15 protein-coding genes and 1 tRNA gene are annotated in these 20078 nt (G+C 73.4%); 10 read left to right on the top strand and 6 right to left on the bottom strand.

All coding sequences use genetic code 11. The features are described from left to right. Positions 1-8: 8 nt before the first annotated feature. Positions 9-3572: a transcription-repair coupling factor gene (gene mfd / locus CNX65_RS03300; protein ID WP_177154490.1), complete on the bottom strand. Its 3564-nt coding sequence runs from the start codon at positions 3570-3572 to the stop codon at positions 9-11. Positions 3573-3856: 284 nt separating this feature from the next. Between mfd and CNX65_RS35945 the strand changes: the two genes are divergently transcribed. Next, positions 3857-4858, top strand: a complete 1002-nt coding sequence (locus CNX65_RS35945) for a hypothetical protein (protein WP_177154489.1) — start codon at positions 3857-3859, stop codon at positions 4856-4858. Here the strand turns inward: CNX65_RS35945 and CNX65_RS03290 are convergent. The 4 genes from CNX65_RS03290 to CNX65_RS03275 form a co-directional block, all read right to left on the bottom strand. Further along, entirely contained in the window at positions 4842-5945 is a 1104-nt protein-coding gene (locus tag CNX65_RS03290) for a PQQ-dependent sugar dehydrogenase (protein WP_096491443.1), read from the bottom strand. The two genes, CNX65_RS35945 and CNX65_RS03290, sit on opposite strands and share 17 nt — an antisense overlap. Before the next feature lie 78 nt (positions 5946-6023). After that, on the bottom strand, positions 6024-6551 hold the full coding sequence (locus CNX65_RS03285; protein WP_096491442.1) for a DUF4291 domain-containing protein: 528 nt from the start codon (positions 6549-6551) through the stop codon (positions 6024-6026). A gap of 51 nt (positions 6552-6602) precedes the next feature. After that, positions 6603-7199, bottom strand: coding sequence for a TetR/AcrR family transcriptional regulator (locus tag CNX65_RS03280; RefSeq protein ID WP_096491441.1), 597 nt, complete (start codon positions 7197-7199; stop codon positions 6603-6605). Between the two features lie 123 nt (positions 7200-7322). After that, on the bottom strand, positions 7323-8312 hold the full coding sequence (locus tag CNX65_RS03275) for an acyl-CoA desaturase (RefSeq protein WP_096491440.1): 990 nt from the start codon (positions 8310-8312) through the stop codon (positions 7323-7325). 212 nt (positions 8313-8524) lie between these two features. Between CNX65_RS03275 and CNX65_RS03270 the strand changes: the two genes are divergently transcribed. The 8 genes from CNX65_RS03270 to pth all read left to right on the top strand — a co-directional run bounded on the left by CNX65_RS03270 (position 8525) and on the right by pth (position 16481). Further along, positions 8525-9634, top strand: a complete 1110-nt coding sequence (locus CNX65_RS03270; protein ID WP_232519686.1) for an alpha/beta hydrolase family protein — start codon at positions 8525-8527, stop codon at positions 9632-9634. Between the two features lie 126 nt (positions 9635-9760). Then, a tRNA-Gln gene (locus CNX65_RS03265) sits at positions 9761-9831 on the top strand. Between the two features lie 121 nt (positions 9832-9952). Then, positions 9953-11578: a GGDEF domain-containing protein gene (locus CNX65_RS03260; protein ID WP_218181488.1), complete on the top strand. Its 1626-nt coding sequence runs from the start codon at positions 9953-9955 to the stop codon at positions 11576-11578. Positions 11579-11644: 66 nt separating this feature from the next. Beyond that, complete coding sequence (gene glmU, locus CNX65_RS03255) at positions 11645-13120, top strand: bifunctional UDP-N-acetylglucosamine diphosphorylase/glucosamine-1-phosphate N-acetyltransferase GlmU (protein ID WP_096491437.1); 1476 nt, start codon at positions 11645-11647, stop codon at positions 13118-13120. Between the two features lie 16 nt (positions 13121-13136). After that, positions 13137-14108: a ribose-phosphate diphosphokinase gene (locus CNX65_RS03250; protein WP_012783281.1), complete on the top strand. Its 972-nt coding sequence runs from the start codon at positions 13137-13139 to the stop codon at positions 14106-14108. A gap of 652 nt (positions 14109-14760) precedes the next feature. Next, positions 14761-15354 (top strand): 50S ribosomal protein L25/general stress protein Ctc, encoded by a 594-nt coding sequence (locus CNX65_RS03245; RefSeq protein ID WP_096491436.1) that lies wholly within the window; start codon positions 14761-14763, stop codon positions 15352-15354. Between the two features lie 85 nt (positions 15355-15439). Continuing rightward, positions 15440-15922: a DivIVA domain-containing protein gene (locus CNX65_RS03240; protein WP_096491435.1), complete on the top strand. Its 483-nt coding sequence runs from the start codon at positions 15440-15442 to the stop codon at positions 15920-15922. After that, the gene (gene pth / locus CNX65_RS03235) at positions 15912-16481 is read left to right on the top strand and encodes an aminoacyl-tRNA hydrolase (RefSeq protein WP_096491434.1); all 570 of its coding nucleotides are present in this window, start codon (positions 15912-15914) and stop codon (positions 16479-16481) included. The genes CNX65_RS03240 and pth overlap by 11 nt, the downstream gene beginning before the upstream one ends. A 47-nt stretch (positions 16482-16528) precedes the next feature. Here the strand turns inward: pth and CNX65_RS03230 are convergent, their stop codons facing one another. After that, on the bottom strand, positions 16529-18169 hold the full coding sequence (locus tag CNX65_RS03230; RefSeq protein WP_096491433.1) for a fatty acyl-AMP ligase: 1641 nt from the start codon (positions 18167-18169) through the stop codon (positions 16529-16531). Positions 18170-18272: 103 nt separating this feature from the next. On the opposite strand from CNX65_RS03230, the gene CNX65_RS38265 reads away from it, so the two are divergent. Further along, positions 18273-20078 carry a DivIVA domain-containing protein gene (locus CNX65_RS38265; protein WP_373565515.1) on the top strand — a complete coding sequence of 602 codons (1806 nt, stop codon included), beginning with the start codon at positions 18273-18275 and terminating at the stop codon, positions 20076-20078.

Raw genomic sequence — 20078 nt, 5'->3', positions numbered from 1 at the left:
GTACCCTCTCACGAACTCGTGACACCGCTCACGGGCGCTCCCGCGAGTGATTCCAGGAAGTGGGCGCACCAGGCGAGCAACTCCTGGTCGCGCAGCGGGGGCGCGCCCATCCGGCCGCCCGCCGCGCCTTCGGTGGGCCGAGGCGTCGTGATCGTCGAGACGGCCTGCTTGTACACCGCCTTGGGGTGCAGCCTGCGCAGCCGGACCACCTGCGAGTCCTTCAGCTCCAGCGGCGCGAACCGGATCGAGCTGCCCTGCAGGGCGACCTCGGTGACGCCGTGCGCGCGGCAGGTGTGCCGCAGCCTGGCCACGTCCAGCAGCCGCTCCACGGGCAGCGGCGGCGCGCCGTAGCGGTCCTTGAGCTCGTCGCGCACCGCAGTCAGCCCCGCCTCGTCGACGGCCGCCGCGATCTTGCGGTACGCCTCCAGCCGGAGCCGCTCGCCGGGCACGTAGTCGTGCGGGATGTGCGCGTCCACCGGCAGCTCGACGCGGACCTCGGCCAGCTCGGCCTCCAGCTCGCCGTCGGCCCCCGCGGAGCGGCGGAACGCCTCGACCGCCTCGCCGACCAGCCGCACGTACAGGTCGAAGCCGACGCCCGCGATGTGCCCGGACTGCTCGGCGCCGAGGATGTTGCCCGCGCCCCGGATCTCCAGGTCCTTCATGGCCACCGCCATGCCCGCGCCCAGCTCGGTGTTCTGCGCGATGGTGGCGAGCCGGTCGTGCGCGGTCTCGCTGAGCGGGGACTCCGGCGGGTACAGGAAGTACGCGTACCCGCGCTCGCGGCCCCGGCCGACGCGCCCGCGCAGCTGGTGCAGCTGGGACAGGCCGAGCATGTCGCCGCGCTCGACGATGAGCGTGTTGGCGTTGGAGATGTCCAGGCCGGTCTCGACGATCGTGGTGGACACCAGGACGTCGTACTCGCGCTCCCAGAACCCCTGGATGATCTTCTCCAGCTTGTCCTCGTTCATCTGGCCGTGCGCGGTGACCACGCGCGCCTCGGGCACCAGCTCGCGGATGCGCCGGGCGGCCTTCTCGATCGAGGAGACCCGGTTGTGCACGTAGAACACCTGGCCGTCGCGCAGCAGCTCGCGCCGGATGGCCGCGCCGACCTGCTTGTCGTCGTACGCGCCGACGTAGGTCAGGATCGGGTGCCGCTCCTCGGGCGGGGTGAGGATCGTGGACATCTCGCGGATGCCCGCCAGCGACATCTCCAGGGTGCGCGGGATCGGCGTCGCGGACATGGTCAGCACGTCCACGTGCGTGCGCAGCGCCTTGATGTGCTCCTTGTGCTCGACGCCGAAGCGCTGCTCCTCGTCCACGATCACCAGGCCGAGGTCCTTGTACCGCAGGCCCTTCTGCAGCAGCCGGTGCGTGCCGATCACCACGTCGACGTCGCCCTCGGCGAGCCCGGTGGTGGTCTGCTCGGCCTCGGTCGGGTCGGTGAACCGGGACAGGCCCCGCACCACGACCGGGAACGCGCGCATCCGCTCGGTGAACGTGTTGAGGTGCTGCTGCGCCAGCAGGGTCGTGGGCACCAGCACCACCACCTGCTTGCCGTCCTGCACCGCCTTGAACGCCGCGCGCACCGCGATCTCGGTCTTGCCGTAGCCGACGTCGCCGCAGATGACCCGGTCCATCGGGACGCCGCGCTCCATGTCGCCCTTGACCTCGTCGATGGCGGCCATCTGGTCGACGGTCTCGGTGAACGGGAACGCGTCCTCCAGCTCGCGCTGCCACGGGGTGTCGGGCGCGAACGCGTGGCCGGGCGCGGACTGCCGGGCGGCGTAGAGCTGCACCAGCTCGGCGGCGATCTGCTTGACCGCCTTCTTGGCCTTGGCCTTGGTGTTCTTCCAGTCCGAGCCGCCCAGCTTGTTGAGCGTGGGCAGCTCGCCGCCGACGTAGCGGGAGACCTCGTCGAGCTGGTCGGTGGGCACGAACAGCCGGTCGCCGGGCTGGCCGCGCTTGCTGGAGGCGTACTCCAGCACCAGGTACTCGCGGGTGGCGCCCGCGACGGTGCGCTGCACCATCTCCACGTACCGGCCGATGCCGTGCTGCTCGTGCACCACGTAGTCGCCGGTCTTGAGGGCGAGCGGGTCGACGGCGTTGCGGCGGCGGGACGGCATCCGCCGCATGTCCTTCGTGGACGTCCCGCCCCGGCCGCCGGTCAGGTCCGTCTCGGTGAGCACCACCAGCGCCAGCTCGGGCAGCGCGAAGCCGTCCTCCAGCGCGCCGCGCACCACGGTGACCGCGCCGTTCTTCGGGGGCTCGTCCAGCGAGTCCACGCACACCGCGCCCACCTGGGCCTCGCGCAGCTGCTCGGTGGCGCGCTGGGCGGTGCCCGCGCCGGGCACGACCAGGACGGCGGTGCCGCCCGCGGCGGTGTGGGCGCGCAGGTCGGCGAACGCCCGGTCCACGTCGCCCTGGTAGGCCTGGACGTGCTTGAACTCCAGGCGCAGCACGTCCGAGCCCTCGGTGGTGAGCTGGCTGAGCGTCCACCAGGGCTTGTCGGCGGCGCGCGCGGCGTCGGCGACCTCGTCGAGCGCGCGGTAGGCGGAGGCGCCGAGGTCGATCGGGGCCTTGCCGCCGCCCGCCGCCGCCATCCAGGAGGCCTCCAGGAACTCCTGGCCGGTGCGGACCAGGTCGCGGGCGCGGGCCCGGATCTTCTCCGGGTCGTTGACCAGCACGTGCGTGCCGTCCGGGACCAGGTCGGTGAGCAGCTGGAGCTCGCCCTCGCACAGGGCGGGGATCAGCGCCTCCATGCCCTCGGACGGGATGCCCTCGGCGAGCTTGGCGAGCATCTCGGCGAGCTGCGCGTCGGCCTCGTGCTCGGCGGCCAGCTCCTGGGCGCGGGCGCGGACCCGCTCGGTGAGCAGCAGCTCGCGGCACGGCGGGGCGGTGAACGCGTCGACCTGCTTGGGCAGGGAGCGCTGGTCGGCCACCGAGAACGGGCGGATCTCGGTGACCTCGTCGCCCCAGAACTCCACGCGCAGCGGGTGCTCGGCGGTGGGCGGGAAGACGTCCAGGATGCCGCCGCGCACGGCGAACTCGCCGCGCTTCTCGACCATGTCGACGCGCGTGTAGGCGAGCTCGGCCAGCCGGTGCAGGAGGGCGTCGAAGTCGTGCTCGGAGCCGGTGGCGAGGTCGACCGGCTCCAGGTCGCCGAGGCCGGGGGCCATGGGCTGGATGAGGCTGCGGACCGTGGCCACGACCGCGCGCAGCGGCCGGTCGCCGGGGTGGGCGAGCCTGCGCAGCACCTGGAGGCGGGCGCCGACCGTGTCGGCCCTGGGGGACAGCCGCTCGTGCGGCAGGGTCTCCCAGGACGGGAAGATCGCCACCGCCTCGGGCCCGACCAGGTCGCGCAGGACCGAGGCCAGCTCCTCGGCCTCCCGGCCGGTGGCGGTCACGGCGAGCACCGGGGAGGTGCGCGAGAGCGCGGCGGCCACCAGGGGGCGGGCCGCGGGCGGTCCCTCCAGCTCCAGCTCGGGCGAACCCGCGGCGTCGGCCAGCGCGCGCAGGGCCTTGTCGGGCAGGACGGCGGTCAGCAGGCCGGACAGCGGGCCGGGCTGGGGCATCGGAGTGCGGCTCCCGTGACTGGTGGACAACGCGGACAGACCCCTGCCCTGGACGAGGCGCCGGGGGTGGGGGCTCGGCTCCAGGGTACGACCGGGGCCGGACGGCGCGCCGGTCCTCGGCGGGCCGGGCGGGTCGGCCGCCCCGCTGCGGGCGGGGGTTGTCGCATTCTTTCTGGAATTATTCCCGAATAGTCCGCCGCTCCGGTGAATCTTCCCCGCTGCCGGCCTTGACCTGCCGTTTCCCGCGTTGACGCCGATCAAGTCCGCACCCCACAATCCCCGGCATGGCCGGTTCCGGCGTTTTCCCGACCCCCTGGCTGGTGGTGTACGGCTACGGGGACCTGTCCTACCGGTTGGCCCAGCGGTCGGCCGACCAGTTGCGCGCGCGAGGGGTGGCCACGTGGCTCACCACGGTGCAGGAGGTGGACCCGGCGGCGCTGCCCCGGTTCCGGGGCGCGGTGCTGGTCCTGCCGACCTGCGCCTCGGCGGCCTCGGGGCGGCGCACGGGGTCGGCGCGGGCCCGGTTCGCCGGGATCGCGGCGGGCCTGCGGTCCTGCGCGACCCACGTCCTGCACGTCGGGACCCCGGCCGACCTGGACCCGGTCCCCGAGTACCGGGCGCTGCGGCCGAGCGTGCGGGCGGTGCACCACGTCCCGCGCCGCGCCGCGCCCGGACTCGACGTGCTCGGCCTCCTGACCGGCGTCGCGGACCGGGCGCGGGACGAGCGGTCGGCGGCGCTGTGGGCGCACGCGCGCGAGTGGGGCGTGGCGACCCCGGAGGAGGTGCGGGCGGTGCTGGCGGTGGTGGCGGAGCGGCGCGCGAGCTACGAGGAGCGCCGCTTCCACCAGGCCCGCAGGCCGCACCCCGACTACGACCTCAACCGCCTGGTCCTGCTCCTGGACCACCCGGACGTCGTGCCACCGAGGCAGCCGTGGATGAGCGCGGGGGAGCACGGGCGGGTCGTGGACGGCTTCACCGAGTGCGGCGCGCGGGTGGTCAGGGACACCGTGCGCCGGGTGCGCCAGGTGTGCCCGACCTTCGCCAGGCCGACCGACCGCGACGGCAAGAAGGGCGCGCAGTCGGACCTGCGGGACGTCTACCGGACCCTGGTCGAGCTGGCCAAGACCCTGGACGGCGCCGCGGGCGGGGCCGCGGGCGGAGCTGCGAACGGGACTGCGGGCGGAGCTGCGGGCGGAGCTGCGGGCGGAGCTGCGGGCCAGCCTGCGGGCGGGGCCGCCACGGCAGGCCCCGCCGACTTCGCCGACCGGCTCAGCCCGCGGCGGTGACCCGCAGGACCTCGTCCCCGTCGCCGTTGGAGGTGGTCACGTAGAGCGCGCCGTCCGGCCCCTGCTTGGCGGCCCGCAGCCTGCCCTTGGTCCCGTCCAGCTCCGGCGGCGCCGACACCGAGTGCACCCCGCCCTCGGGCGTGATCTCGAACAGGAACAGCTTCGAGCCCTTCAGCGCGGTCACCGCGAGCGCCCCGTCGAGCCCGCCCCACTGCTCGCCCTGCAGGAACGCCGCGTCCGAGACGGCCTCGGTGGGGCTGCCGCTGGACCAGATCGCGGGCACCGCGTCCGGGAAGCGCTCCAGGTCGGTCATCGGCACGCTCTCGTCGTACCCGCCCTGCGTGCCGCCCCGGCTGGGGTCCCAGCCGTAGTTCGCGCCGGGCTTGAGCACGTTCAGCTCGTCGTCCACGGACGGCCCGTGCTCCGCGCTGACCACCAGCCCGTCCGAGCGCACCGCGATCCCCTGCACGTTGCGGTGCCCGTAGGTCTCGACCCGGTGCTCCCCGGTGCCGAGGTCGACGACGAGCGTCTTCCCGCCGAGCCCGTCCCGGTCCTGCGAGGTGTCGGCGCGGGCCGCGTCCCCGGTGCCGACGCGCAGCTTCCCGTCGGCGTCGATCGCGAGCCTGCACCCGGAGTGCCGGCCGCCGGGGTTGGCGGGCAACCCGGTGAGCAGGTCGCCGACCTTGCCGACGGCGTCGCCGTCGCCCAGCTCCCAGGTGGTGAGGCGGATGTCGGAGGCGGTGTTCTGGCAGGTGGTGAACCGGCTGGCGCCGGGGTGCACGGCGATCCCGAGCAGCCCGCCCTCACCCCTGGCGACGGCCCCGGTGTCCACGTCCAGGTCCTTGACCTGGCCGTTCTCCACGACGCTGACCGTCCCCGGCCGCTGCGTGACGAGCATCCGCCCGTCCGGCAGCCAGTCGATCCCCCAGGGGTGCGCGAGCCCGGAGGCGACGGTCTCCACGGTGAGCCCGGCGGCGGCCCCTTCGGTCGGCGCGGAGCTCCCGGGGGAGGACCCGTCGCCATTGGCGGGCGTCGCGGTGCACCCGGTCACCAGGAGGACAGCGGCAAATCCGGCGATTCGACCCATGCCCCGAGGATGCCCAGCGCGACGTGAACCCAACGTGCGGAGCGGGGTCGAGAACCCGCGAAGGCGCAGCCGAGTCGCTCAGACCTCCAGCGGGTACACCCGCTCCACCGGCAGCAGCTCCCGCGCCAGCTCCAGCTCCCCCGCCGCGACGGCCGCCCCGACCCGCCTCATCAGCCCGGTCACGTCCGTCAACCCGGTGATCCACTCCTCCACGTGCCGCCGCGACGCCTCACCGGCCAGCCCGAGCTGCGGCGACCGGCGCCCCAGCGCCTCGTGGCGCAGCCCCCGCTCCGGGTCCCACTGCACCCGGATCTCCGGCTTGCCCCTGACGACCTCCCGGCTGGGCACGGCGGCCAGCACGGCGGCGTCGAACGGCTCCCGCAGCACCCGGACCGCCAGCACCCGCTCCTGCCCGGCCTCGCGCGCCCACCCGCACCGGTGCGCCATCCACAGGAACGACGGCTTGACCCACGTCATCCGCCCCGGCTTGAACGGCGGCACGAACGTCCCCGCCGCGAGCGCGGGCTCCGCGATCTCCGGCGAGTGCGCCTGGTAGACGACGAGGGTCCGCTCGTCGAAGTCGGCCCTGATCCGCCTGTGCTCCACCCGACCGGTGTCAGCGGCCGGGCAACCGCTTTGCCCGCCGCGCCCGCCCGCTCACGGCCGGTTGCGCAGCTTGGGCTTGTGCTCCAGGCTCGACAGCCCCTTCCAGGCCAGGTTGACCAGGTGCGCGGCCACCTCGTCCTTCTTGGGCTTGCGCACCTCCAACCACCACTGCCCGGTCAGCGCGACCATCCCCACCAGGGCCTGCGAGTACAGCGCGGCCAGCTTCCGGTCGTAGCCCTGCCGGGAGAAGTGCAGCCCCAGGATGTGCTCGACCTGCGAGGCGATGTCGTTGAGCAGCGACGAGAACGTCCCGGTGGTCGACGCCACCGGCGAGTCGCGGACCAGGATGCGGAACCCGTCCGTCGACCCCTCGATGTAGTCGAGCAGCGCGCAGGCCGCCTGCTCCAGCAGCTCCCTGGGGTGACCCCCGGAGAGCGCGTTGACCACGTGGTCCATCAGCGACTGCATCTCCCGGTCGACCACGACGGCGTAGATGCCCTCCTTGCCGCCGAAGTGCTCGTACACCACGGGCTTGCTCACGCCCGCCCGGTGCGCGATCTCCTCGACCGAGGTGACCTCGTAGCCCTTCTCCGCGAACAGTGCGCGCGCCACGTCGAGCAGCTGCTCGCGCCGCTCCTTGCCCGTCATCCGAACCCTTGGGGCTGGCACAGCGTCCCTGTTCCTTCTCCCGACACCCGGTCGGGACCAGCCTAAACACCGACGCGCCCCGAAGCCCGTGCGGGCCTCGGGGCGCGTGGTGGCGTCACGGGGTCAGGCCGCCTGCTTCGCCTTCTCGCCCTTGGCCCCGTCCTTGGCGGAGATGCGGGTGAGGCGCTGCGCGTTCGGCCAGCGCACGCTGGTCGCCCAGCCGAACTTCTCGAAGGCCCAGATGATCCGCGCCGAGATGTCGATCTGCCCGCGCTTCACGCCGTGCCGGGCGCAGGTCGGGTCGGCGTGGTGCAGGTTGTGCCACGACTCGCCGAAGGACAGGATCGCCAGCGGCCAGAAGTTGGCGGACTTGTCGCGGGCGGTGAACGGCCGGTCGCCGATCATGTGGCAGATCGAGTTGACCGACCAGGTCACGTGGTGCAGGAACGCGACCCGGACCAGGCCCGCCCAGAAGAACGCGGAGAGCGCGCCGGACCAGGACATCGTGATCAGGCCGCCGAGGACGCCGGGCGCGAGCACGCTGATCGTGGTCCACAGCCAGAACAGCCGGTCGACCCTCACCAGGTCGTCGTCGGCCAGCAGGTCGGGGGCGAAGCGGGCGGAGTTGGTCTTGTCGCGCTCGAACAGCCAGCCCATGTGGGCGTGCCAGAAGCCCTTGGCCAGGGCGATCGGGCCGCTGCCGAACAGCCACGGCGAGTGCGGGTCGCCCTCGCGGTCGGAGAAGGCGTGGTGCCTGCGGTGGTCGGCGACCCAGACGATGACCGGGCCCTGCAGGGCCATGCTGCCCATGATGGCCAGGGCGATCTTGAGCGCCCGGTTGGCCTTGAACGAGCCGTGCGTGAAGTACCGGTGGTACCCGACGGTGATGCCGAGCCCGGCGATGCAGTAGAACGCGGCGAACAGGGCCACGTCGACCCAGCCCAGCCCCCACCCCCACGCGACGGGGACCGCCGCGAACAGGGCCAGGAAGGGCACCAGGACGAACACGTACACGCCGAACTGCTCAGCGTTGCCGCGCTGCCCCTCGACCAGCGGCTTGGGGCCCCGGTTGGGCGGGCTGGGCGTGGACTTGCTCTCCACGGTGCTCGTCATGCGGATACCTCGTCGTCGTCCGGAAGCTACCTACGGAACCGTAACTTACGGCAGCGTAAGTTAGTCGAGGCCGCTCCCGCCAGGGGGGTGCGGGTTTTCACCGGTTGTTTTCAGGAAGCTCCTCCACCCGTCACCCGGTCGGGCAGGATCATCGGGTGCGGGATTTCTCTGGCGTTCGACCCAACCGCCTTCGGCGGATCGGGGCAGTGGTGGTGGCGGCTTCGCTGGTCCTGGCGGCAGCCGTCTCGGGCGGCATCGGGTGGCACTACAGCGAGCAACTGCTCAACCCGGCGACCGCCCGACCGGGTTTCCCGGACGTGGTGCTGGGCGCGTCGGACGGCGAGATCGTCCTGGCCGAGTCGGGGAGCACCGCCCTGCGCGGGACCTGGGGCCTGGTGTGGCCGGGCGGCGAGGTGGAGGTCGGCGACGTCGCCTCCCGCTCGGGCGGCGAGGTCCGCAGGCCGGTCGTCAGGGGGACCGCGCCCGCTGCGGGGACCCGCGTCCGCGTCGAGGGCTCGGTCTGGGCGAGCGACCCGCGCAGCGCGCTCGGCCTGGACTACCGGGACGTGAGCGTGCCCACCGAGCTGGGCGACGCGCCCGCGTGGCTGGTCCCCGGCAGCGGCGGCGAGGGCGGAGCCTGGGTCGTGGCCGTGCACGGCAGGGCGGGCACCCGCGCCGAGACCCTCCGCGCGCTCCCGGTGCTGCACGACGCGGGCCTGACCGTCCTGTCGATCACGTACCGCAACGACGACGGCGCCCCCGCCTCACCCGACGGGCTCTACCACCTCGGTGACTCGGAGTGGCGGGACGCCGAAGCCGCCGTCCGCTACGCCAGGGACAGCGGGGCGACGAGGATCGTCCTCTACGGCTGGTCCATGGGCGGCGCGATCGCGGGCCAGCTGCTGGCCCGCTCCGAGCTGGCGGGCGAGGTGTCCGCGCTCGTCCTGGACGCCCCGGTGACCAGCTGGACCGGCACCCTGGAGCTCCAGTCCCGCGAGCGCGGCGTGCCCACCTGGCTGGTGCCGCTGGCCGAGCTGGTCTCCGGCTGGCGGGCGGACCTGGACTTCTCCCGCTTCGACCTGGCCGACCACCCGCCCGCGCACCGCCCGCCGACGCTGCTGGTGCACGGCGACGCGGACACGACCGTGCCGGTGCAGGGCAGCAGGGACCTGGCCGCGCGGGCCGCGAGCGGGGCGCTGGACTGGGACGTGCGGTACGTCGAGGTGCCCGGCGCGGCGCACGTCGCGGCCTGGAACGCCGACCGGGCGCGCTACGAGCGCGAGCTGGCCGAGTTCGTGACTTCGCTCACCACCCCGCCGTGACCAGGCGCTACACGCTCCGTTATGATCCACTGACGAGGAGAGTGCCACCACTCGCGTGGTGGTGCTGACCGCGGACCCCCGCCCGTGACACGATGTGTTCCCGCGGCCGGGGAAGTCCCCGTCCGATCCGCCATGGTGTAAAGGCAGCACCTCGGATTTTGGTTCCGATGGTCCAGGTTCGAATCCTGGTGGCGGAGCGAGAGTGTCTCGGAACCGGGTCGGGCCCTCCGGCCCGGCCTGCCCTGCGTAGGGGGGTGTTGGTCGCTGCCGGGGGAAGCCGTCGAAGAGCAGGCCAGCGTCGTGCCCGCGCTCCAGGAGATGTCCGACGCCTGGCTGGTGGGCCGCGCCAGCGAGCTGGTCGCGGTGGCGCAGAGCAGCCACGTCGCCGAGCAGCTCGACGCCGCGAACGAGGTCGACGAGATCCTCGCCGAGGCGCAGAGCCGGGGCGAGCCCAGGATCGTGGCGCAGCTGCTGCGCGCCGCCGCCATCGTGCGCCTGGTGACGCCGGGGGTCGGCGACATGTCGGACTCCCTGCTGGAGGAGATGCTCACCCACACCCGCAGGCACGGCCTGGTGGTGCTGGAGGCGGAGGCGCACGCCCTGCTCGGCCGCAGGTACCTGCTGGTCGGGCTGGAGGACAAGGCGCTCAGCGAGATCGCCAACGGGCTGGCGATGCTGGAGGAGGACCTCACCCCGGACCCGGTGCTGGACAAGCGCACCTGGGACCGCCTGCTGGCCTCGGCGCTGCAGAACACCGGTTTAGTCCTCACCCAGCTCGGCGTCTACGAGATGGCCGACGAGGTCCTGGCCAGGGCCCACAACGCGATCCGCGACAGCGCCAACCCCCACCTGATCTACGTGCACCTGGTGAACCGGGTGCGGATGCTGCTGGGCTGGGGGCTGCGGCTGGAGCGGGTGAACAACCACGAGGAGGCCGCCGCCCGGTTCACCATGGCCGCGCGGATCGCCGAGGCGACCGAGGCGCCGTTCCTGCAGTCGCTGCACCCGCGCAGGCGGGACCGCACCGCCGCGCAGCAGGTGCCGGTGATCGGCGCGGCGCAGGCGCTGGCGAGCCCCGGCCCCGAGCACATCGCCCGGCTGTGGACGCTGCGCGAGCTGTCCATGTACGCCCGCGAGCTGATCATCGTGTCGATCGCGCTGGCGCGCTGCCTGGAGATGGAGGAGCTGCCGCAGCAGGCCCTCCAGGTGCTCACGCACGCCCGCACGAAGCTGGCCACCGACACCTCCGAGCCGACGCTGATGCTGTGCCTGGTGCGCGAGTACGCCCGGCTGGCGGGCCCGCAGGGCGAGCACACCGTCTCGGCGCTCCAGACGTACGCGAGCGCGCTGGAGGTGGAGCTGTGGCTGATGCAGGAGGCCCGCACCGCCACGCTGATCACCCGGCGCGACCACGAGCGGCTCACCAGGGCGCACGGGGCGATCGCCCAGCAGGCGATGCAGGACCCGCTGACCGGGTTGCCGAACCGGCGCGCGCTGGACGAGCGGCTGGCCGCGCTGGTCGCCGCGCAGACCCTGCCGATGGCGGTGGCGCTGGTCGACCTCGACGGGTTCAAGGGCGTCAACGACAAGCACTCGCACGCGGAGGGTGACGACGTCCTGCGCGTGATTGCCAGCACACTGCGGCACGCGCTGCGGGGCGACGACATGGTGGCCAGGTACGGCGGCGACGAGTTCGTGGTGCTGCTGCCGGGGACCACCCTGTCGCTGGCCGAGGCGGCGCTGGCCAGAGCCGTGGACGCCGTCGCTGGCCTGCCATCCGACCTGTCCAGGGGGGTGACGCTGTCGGTCGGGGTGATCGCGGTGCGCCCCCAGGAGAGCGACAACCAGGCGCTGTCCAGAGCGGACTCCGCGATGTACACCGCGAAGCGCAGAGGTGGCTGCCAGGTTGCTTCGGCAGACGGGGAAGCACCCGCGGAGGCTTAGTATCGGCACCTGGCGGGAGCCAGGCCTCCCGCCGCAGGCACGGACTCAGCAGAGGGAGAGCCGCTGATGCTCCAGGGTGTTCCCGCCCCGGTCAGCACTATCGTCCTCGCAGCGGGTGAGGGCACCCGCATGCGCTCCGCCACCCCGAAGGTGCTGCACCGGCTCGCGGGTCGCTCGCTGGTCGAGCACGCCGTGCGGGCCGCGGCGGGCGCCGACCCCGCGCACCTGGCCGTGGTGGTCGGGCACGGCCGCGAGGCGGTCACCGAGCACCTGGGGGTCGTCGCGGGCGCGCTGGGGCGCGAGGTCGTGGTCGCCGTCCAGGAGGAGCAGAAGGGCACCGGGCACGCGGTGGGCTGCGGCCTGGCCGAGCTGCCCGAGGACCTGACCGGCACCGTCGTGGTCACCTACGGCGACGTGCCGCTGCTGGACGCGGACTCGCTGCGCGCCCTGCTGGTCGAGCACGGGGCGCGCGGCAACGCGGCGACCGTGCTCACGGCGGTGCTCGACGACCCGACCGGCTACGGGCGCATCCTGCGCGACGCGGACGGCTCGGTGCTGGGCATCGTGGAGCAGAAGGACGCCGACGAGGCCCAGCGGGCCATCACCGAGATCAACTCGGGGGTGTACGCGTTCGACGCGGTCGTGCTGCGCGACGCCCTGTCCCGGCTGGGCACCGACAACGCCCAGGGCGAGCTGTACCTGACCGACGTGCTGGGCATCGCGCGCGGCGACGGCGGCCGGGTCGGCGCGCTGGTGACCGGCGACCGGTGGCTGGTGGAGGGCGTCAACGACCGGGTGCAGCTGGCCAGGCTCGGCAAGGAGCTGAACCGGCGGCTGGTCGAGCGCTGGATGCGCGAGGGCGTGACCGTGGTCGACCCGGACACCACCTGGCTGGACGCCGACGTGGAGCTGGGCCGGGACGCGCTGGTGGAGCCGGGCGTGCAGCTGCGCGCGGGCACCACCGTGGGCGAGGGCGCGGTCGTCGGCCCGGACACCACGCTGTCCGCCTGCGCGGTCGGCGCGGGCGCGAGCGTGGTGCGCACCCACGGCAGCGGCGCGGTGATCGGCGCGGGCGCGAGCGTCGGCCCGTTCGCCTTCCTGCGGCCCGGCACCAGGCTGGGCGCGGACGGCAAGATCGGCACGTTCGTCGAGGTCAAGAACTCGGAGATCGGCGCGGGCAGCAAGGTGCCGCACCTGAGCTACATCGGGGACGCGACGATCGGCGAGCAGTCGAACATCGGCGCCGCGAGCGTCACGGTCAACTACGACGGCGTGCACAAGCACCGGACGGTCATCGGCTCGCACTGCCGGACCGGCTCCGACAACATGTTCGTCGCCCCGGTGACCGTGGGCGACGGCGCTTACACCGGCGCGGGGACCGTGCTGCGGCGCGACGTGCCCCCCGGCGCGCTGGCCGTCTCCGGCGGTCCCCAGCGCAACCTCGCCGACTGGGTGCTCACCCGGCGGCCCGGAACCGCCGCGGCTGGTGCCGCCGAGCGCGCCCTGTCTCAGGTCGCGGAGAAGAACGAGGAAGGGCGCTGACGTGAAGAACCCGATCATGTCCGGGACACCCAAGAAGAACCTGATGCTCTTCGGCGGGCGGGCCTACCCGGAGCTGACGGAGGAGGTGGCCAAGCACCTCAACGTCTCGGTCACCCCGCAGGCCGCGTACGACTTCGCGAACGGCGAGATCTTCGTCCGGTTCGAGGAGTCGGTGCGCGGGTGCGACGCGTTCGTCATCCAGTCGCACAAGGCGCCGATCAACCAGTGGTTGATGGAGCAGCTGATCATGGTGGACACGCTCAAGCGGGCCTCCGCGAAGCGCATCACGGTGATCATGCCGTTCTACCCGTACGCGCGGCAGGACAAGAAGCACCGGGGCCGCGAGCCGATCTCGGCCCGCCTGGTCGCCGACCTGTTCAAGACCGCGGGCGCGGACCGCCTGGTGGCCGTGGACCTGCACACCGCGCAGATCCAGGGCTTCTTCGACGGCCCGGTGGACCACCTGTGGGCGATGCCGCTGCTGGCCGAGCACGTGCGCGACAAGTACGCGGGCCACGACATCACCGTGGTCTCGCCGGACGCGGGGCGCACCAAGCTGGCGGAGAAGTGGGCGGACACCCTCGGCGGCACGCCGATCGCGTTCATCCACAAGACCCGCGACCCGCTGCGGCCGAACGAGGTCGTGGCGAACCGGGTGGTCGGCCAGGTCAAGGACCGGCTGTGCGTGGTGATCGACGACATGATCGACACCGGCGGCACGATCACCAAGGCGGTGGACCAGCTCCTCGCCGAGGGCGCGTCCGACGTGGTGATCGCGGCCACCCACCCGGTGCTCTCGGGCCCCGCGGTGGAGCGGCTGCAGAGCTGCGGCGCGCGCGAGGTGGTGTTCACCGACACGCTGCCGATCCCGCAGGAGAAGCGCTTCGAGGCGATGACGGTGATCCCGATCGCGCCGCTGCTGGCGCGCGTGATCCAGGAGGTCTTCGAGGACGGGTCGGTCACGAGCCTGTTCGACGGGAACGCTTGACGCTTGGCGCTTGACGCTTGACGGCGCAGCCGTCAAGGCTTCGGCTCCGGAGGAGTCGATCGACCGGACCAGCGGCCCGACGGGACTCCCCGTCGGGCCGCTGCCCGTTCCGGAGGCCGGGGTGCGCTCCCGCCCCCGGAGACCACCCCGCCCTTCACCCCCGGTCCTCCGCTCCCCGCCCCTCACCCCCGGTCCTCCGCTCCCCGCCCCTCACCCCCGGTCCTCCGCTCCCCGCCCCTCACCCCAATCCCCCACCCCCATCCCCATCCCCCACCCGGCCGCCCACTGATCGCGCGGTCCCGAACCCTCCCCCGCCCCACCCCGCAAGCGCTTGCCACCGCCCCTTGCAGCACTTCCACCCCCGTACGGGTGATCGCCGTTCGGGCTAACCGGCCCCGCCCCCGCCGCGCCGCGTCCCCACCCCGCACCCCCCTGCCCGCGCCACCCCACCCCCCGATTAGGCCAGGGCACCGCGGTCGTCCTACACTGGTCGGGTTGCCTCGGCGAGGACGAGCATCACGCTCGGCGTGATCGACGCGGCGGTTGTGGTGATGCGCGTGCCCATCCCTTCCGCGCCGCCCTCCGCCGCAGGCCAGCACCCCGCTTACGCCTTGCCCGACGTGCGAAGGCCATATCGAAGGAGAGCCCCACCGTGTCCGAGGTCCGTCTCGCCGCCGAGCAGCGCACCGAGTTCGGCAAGGGCGCTGCCCGCCGCACCCGTCGCGCCGGCAAGATCCCCGCGGTGCTCTACGGGCACGGCTCCGACCCGAAGCACCTGGCTCTGCCGGCGCTCGAGTTCGCCCGAGTCGTCCGTGAGCACGGCCACAACGCGGTCCTGACGCTGGACATCGACAGCGCCACCGAGCTGGCCCTGACGAAGACCGTCACGACCCACCCGCTGAAGAACTACATCGAGCACGTCGACCTTCTGCTGGTCAAGCGCGGCGAGAAGGTCACCGTGGACGTGCCGATCGTGCTGACCGGCGAGCCCGCCGCGGCCACCCTGCTCACCCAGGAGAGCACCACCATCCAGGTGGAGGCCGACGCGCTGAACATCCCGGACCAGATCGAGTTCTCGATCGCCGGTCTCGGCGCGGGCACCCAGGTGCACGCGTCCGACCTGGAGCTCCCCAAGGGCTCCACCCTGGCCACCGACCCCGAGGTGCTGATCCTCGCCGTCAACGACGCCCCGTCGGCTGCCTCCATGGGCACCGACGAGGGCGCCGAGGCGACCCCGGAGAGCTGAGCCCATCACGTCGGGCTGGTCGAACGGCTCCCCACCACCGCACGCCGGTGGTGGGGAGCCGTTCCCGCGTCTGGCCCCGGAGCGGGTGCGCGCGGCCCGGTTCCCGCGAAGACGGGTCAGGGGCTACGACCCCGATCAGGTGCACGCCCTGCTGGACCGGGTGGCCGACGCGCTGTCCGGCCGGGTCAGGGTGAGCCCGGAGCAGGTGCGCGCGGCGGTGTTCCGGGAGGTGCCCGGCGGTTACGAGCAGCAGGCCGTCGACCGGTTCCTCGCCGGTCTGGAGTGGCAGCTGGCCCACCAGGCGCTGCCCCCGACCTCGCTGCGGTCCGGGCGGGACCTGCTGGCGGTGGCGCTGCCCCGGTCGACCGCCGGATACGATCGCGCCGAGGTCGACGCCTTCCTCGCGCGGGCCGCGCTCGCGCTGGACGGCGGGCGCCGGATGACGGCGGGCGAGGTCCGCCACACCAGGTTCACCACCACGTCGGGGATGCGGCGCGGGTACCGGGTGCGCGAGGTCGACAACCTGTTGGACGAGCTGGAGCGGGAGTTGCGGTTCCGTGGGCGATGAGCTGACCCTCGTGGTGGGCCTGGGCAACTCCGGCCCGAAGTACGAGGGCACCCGGCACAACGCGGGGTTCCTGGTGCTGGACGAGCTGGCCGACCGGGTCGGCGGGCGGTTCAAGGCGCACAGGGGCGGCGCCGAGGTGGTCGAGGGCAGGCTGGCCGGGCAGCGGGTGGTGCTGGCCAAGCCGCGCGGCTACATGAACAACTCGGGCGGCCCGGTGTCGGGGACCGCCAAGTTCTACAAGGTGCAGCCCGCGTCGGTGATCGTGGTGCACGACGAGCTGGACCTGCCGTTCGGCGCGGTGCGGATGAAGCTCGGCGGCGGCGACAACGGGCACAACGGGCTGCGCTCGATCACGAAGTCGCTGGGCACGAAGGACTACCTGCGGGTGCGCTTCGGCGTGGACCGGCCGCCCGGCCGGATGGACCCGGCGGACTACGTGCTGAAGGACTTCTCGGTGGTGGAGCGCAAGCAGCTGGCGCTGGAGCTGGACCGGGCGGCCGACGCCGTGGAGGCCCTGGTGTCCTCCGGCCTGGAAGCCGCGCAGAACCAGTTTCACTGATCTTCCGCGAGGGGCCCACCACACCGGTGGGCCCCTTCGCGTTGCGGCTACACCGCCACGAGCGCGGCGGCCGAGGCGCGCCGCAGCTTCCCGGACGGCGTCTTGGGAACGCTCCCCGGCGGCAGCACGACGACGGAGAAGGGCCGCACGCCGACCGCGTCCACGACCTTCGCCGTGATCGCCTTGGTCAGCCGCTTGACCTCGTCCTCGTCGGAGGCGAGCCGGGACTCCACGACCACGGCGAACCGCTCGCGCCGGGTGCCCGCGTCGAGCCGGACGGCGACCGCGTTGCCCGCCCGCACCCCGTCCACGGCGGTCGCGGCGCGCTCGACGTCGGTCGGGTAGATGTTCCGGCCGCCCATGATGATGACGTCCTTGAGCCTGCCGCAGACCACGACCTGCTCGCCCGCGAGGTAGCCCTGGTCGCCGGTGTCGAGCCAGCCGCCGGGGCCGGTGGTGGGCACCGGGCCGTCGACGGTGAGGTAGCCGGGCGTGACGGCCTCGCCGCGCACCTGGAGCCGCCCGACCGAGCGGTCGCCGAGGACGGTCCCGGCGTCGTCGACGACCTGGATCTCCAGTCCCGGCAGGGGCGGGCCGAGGAGCGCGAACGAGCGGGCGCCGGGTTCGGCGGACGGCTCGGCGCGGCGCTCGGCCTCCAGCAGGTCGGCGTCCACGACGTCCACGGCCATGCCGGTGAAGACGGGCGCGAACGCGACGCCGAGGGTGGTCTCGGCCATGCCGTAGGCGCAGAGCACCGACTCGGGGGGCAGGCCGAAGCGGGCGCCCTCGGCGGTGAACGAGCGGACCGCCTCCGGGTCGATGGGCTCGGCGCCGTTGAGGGCGATGCGCAGCGAGGACAGGTCGAGCTCGCCGTCGGCGACGCCGCGCATCCGCTTGGCCACGACGGCGTAGGCGAAGTTCGGGGCGGCGGTGATGGTGCCCCGGTGGCGGCTGATCAGCTCGGGCCACAGCACCGGGCGGCCGAGGAAGTCGACGGGGGTGACCTTGACCAGGTCGACGCCGTAGAGCATCGGCAGGGTCAGGAAGCCGACCATGCCCATGTCGTGGAAGAGCGGCAGCCACGAGACCATGCGGTCGACCTCGGGGTCGAGGCGGACGGCCTCGCGCATCCCCTCCATGTTGGCCCACAGGTTGCCGTGGGTGATCCGGACGGCCTTGGGGTGGGCGGTGGAGCCCGAGGTCAGCTGGAGCAGGGCGGTGGCGCTCTCGGGGACCTCCACGGGGGTGGTCAGCGGGTCGGCGTCGAGGTCGGTGATGCGGTGGTGGGCGATGCCGCGCTCGACGAGCACGGGCGAGAGGGCGTCGAAGGGGGCGCCGAGCAGGACCAGCCCGGAGTCGATCATGCTGAGGACCCGGACGGTGTCCTCGGCCCACTCGGCGAGGTCGGTGCGGGCTGTCGGCTGGTGGAGCATGGTGGTGCTGGCGCCCGCGAGCCAGGCGCCCTGCACGGCGGGGGCGATCTCGGCGGGGTCGCCCGCGAGCACGGCGACGGCCGCGCCGGGTGTGACGCCCGCCTCCACGAGGGCGCCCGCGACGCGCGTGGCGCGCGCGTGCACCTGGGCCCACGTTCGGTGCTCCGGGGCGTTCGGCTCCCCGGTTGTCATGCCTCTGCGGGTCCCCCGTTCCCCTGTTGCGGTCGCCACGACGGTGTCCACGAACCGGCTCATGCTCGTCAGCGTAGAGCGACACACTGGTATTAATCCGTTAGGGCGAAACAATTCGCCCTGGGTAACGCGATACTCCCCGGAACGGATCGTGAAGGAGGTTCAGGTGGATCGGGCCGGGTACGACGTGCCACACGGCGCGCGCCAGCAGCACAGACCGGCACACCCGGCTCCGCTGCTGACGGCGCGGGACCTGGGTCAGGTCACCTTCCACCGCCCGCCGCCCGGTCAACCGGGCTACGACGAGGCGCAGGTGGACAACTTCCTCGACCGGATCGAGCAGACCCTGCTCGGCCGGGACGAGGTGACGGAGCAGCAGGTCAGGACCATGCGGTTCCGGCCCGCGCGGCCGGGTTACCACGGGGCGGAGGTGGACGCGTTCCTGGAGCTGGTGGCCGAGACGCTGCGGTCGACCCCGCAGCGCGGTCAGGCGATGGCGCCCGCGCAGGGCGCGCACGCGACGTCCACGAGCATGAGACCGGCGACGGCGCCGCCCGCGCTGTCCCCGCAGGACGTGCGCGCGGTGCGCTTCCACAAGCCGAGGTCGGGGAACCGGGGGTACCTGGAGGACGAGGTCGACGCGTTCCTCCAGCGGATCGAGCTGACCCTGGCCGGGGTGGACTCGCTGACGGCGCGCGAGGTGCAGGACGCGGACTTCACGTACGTGGGGCCGGGGGAGATCGGGTACGACGAGGACGACGTGGACACGTTCCTCGACATGGTCGTGCTGACCCTGGAGCGCGGTCCGGCGCGCGGCGGCCAGCCGCACCTGAGGCCGCAGCAGCCGGGCCCGACCCAGCGCCCGACGGGCTTCCCGCCCGCGGGGGCGTCGTCGGCGGGCTTCCCCCCGGTGGGGGCGTCCTCGGCGGGCTTCCCGCCCGTGAACGCCTCCTCGGCGGGCTTCCCGCCCGTGAACGCGTCGTCGGCCGGGTTCCCCCCGGTCAAGCCGCCACCGCCGGTCTTCCCACCCGCGAAGCCGTCCGCCCAGTCGATCTTCACCCCCGTGCACGACGCCCCCACGGCGGCCATCCCGACCGTGGGCTCGTCCCCGTTCCCCCCGGCGGGCTCGTCGTCGGCGGGCTTCCCGCCCGCAGGCGCCTCGTCGGCCGGGTTCCCGCCCGTCAAGGCGTCGTCGGCCGGGTTCCCCCCGGCAGGAGCCTCCTCGGCCGGGTTCCCGCCGGTGAACGCGTCGTCGGCGGGCTTCCCGCCGGTGGCGGCCTCGTCCGCCGGTTTCCCGCCGGTGCGCCCGTCCGCGTTCGCCGACGACCGCCCGGAGTCCCCGGCGACGGCGTCCTCCACGTCCCTGCGCCCGACCCACTCGCGCCGGGACGCCCCGCAGGACGAGCCCGACGAGGAGCCGCAGGACGCGCAGGACGCCCCGCTGACCGCGCGCGACGTCCGGACCGCCGGGTTCGGCAAGCCGACGAGGGGCAGGCGCGGCTACCAGGAGTCCCAGGTGGACAAGTTCCTGGACCGCATCGAGAACACCCTCCTGGGCCAGGACGACCTGACCGCGTCGGACGTCCGCGAGGTCCAGTTCAGCCGCCCGATGATCGGCCGCAGGGGCTACGACGAGACCGAGGTCGACGCGTTCCTGGCGAGGGTGGAGAAGCAGCTCTCCCAGACCCCGCCCCCACCGGCGGGCCCGCCGGTGGTGACGTCGTGGAAGCAGCTGCGGGCGATCCGCATCCCCGACGCCTCCCCCGGCCAGCGCGGCTACCGCACCACGCAGGTCGACCGGGTGCTGGAGGAGATCGGCATCGCGCTGGACGGGATGCTGGGCGCGTCCTCGGAGGAGGTCGAGAAGACCCGCTTCGCCCTGGCGATGACGGCGGGCCAGGGCTACGACTGCGCCTTCGTCGACGAGCTGATGCCGATGCTGGTGGCCGAGCTGAAGCGCAAGAACAAGTAG

It is taken from the genome of Actinosynnema pretiosum (assembly GCF_002354875.1).
In the GTDB taxonomy this organism is placed as follows: domain Bacteria; phylum Actinomycetota; class Actinomycetes; order Mycobacteriales; family Pseudonocardiaceae; genus Actinosynnema; species Actinosynnema auranticum.
The sequence above is the reverse complement of the archived record's forward strand: the minus strand, read 5'-3'. Positions and strand labels throughout refer to the sequence as shown.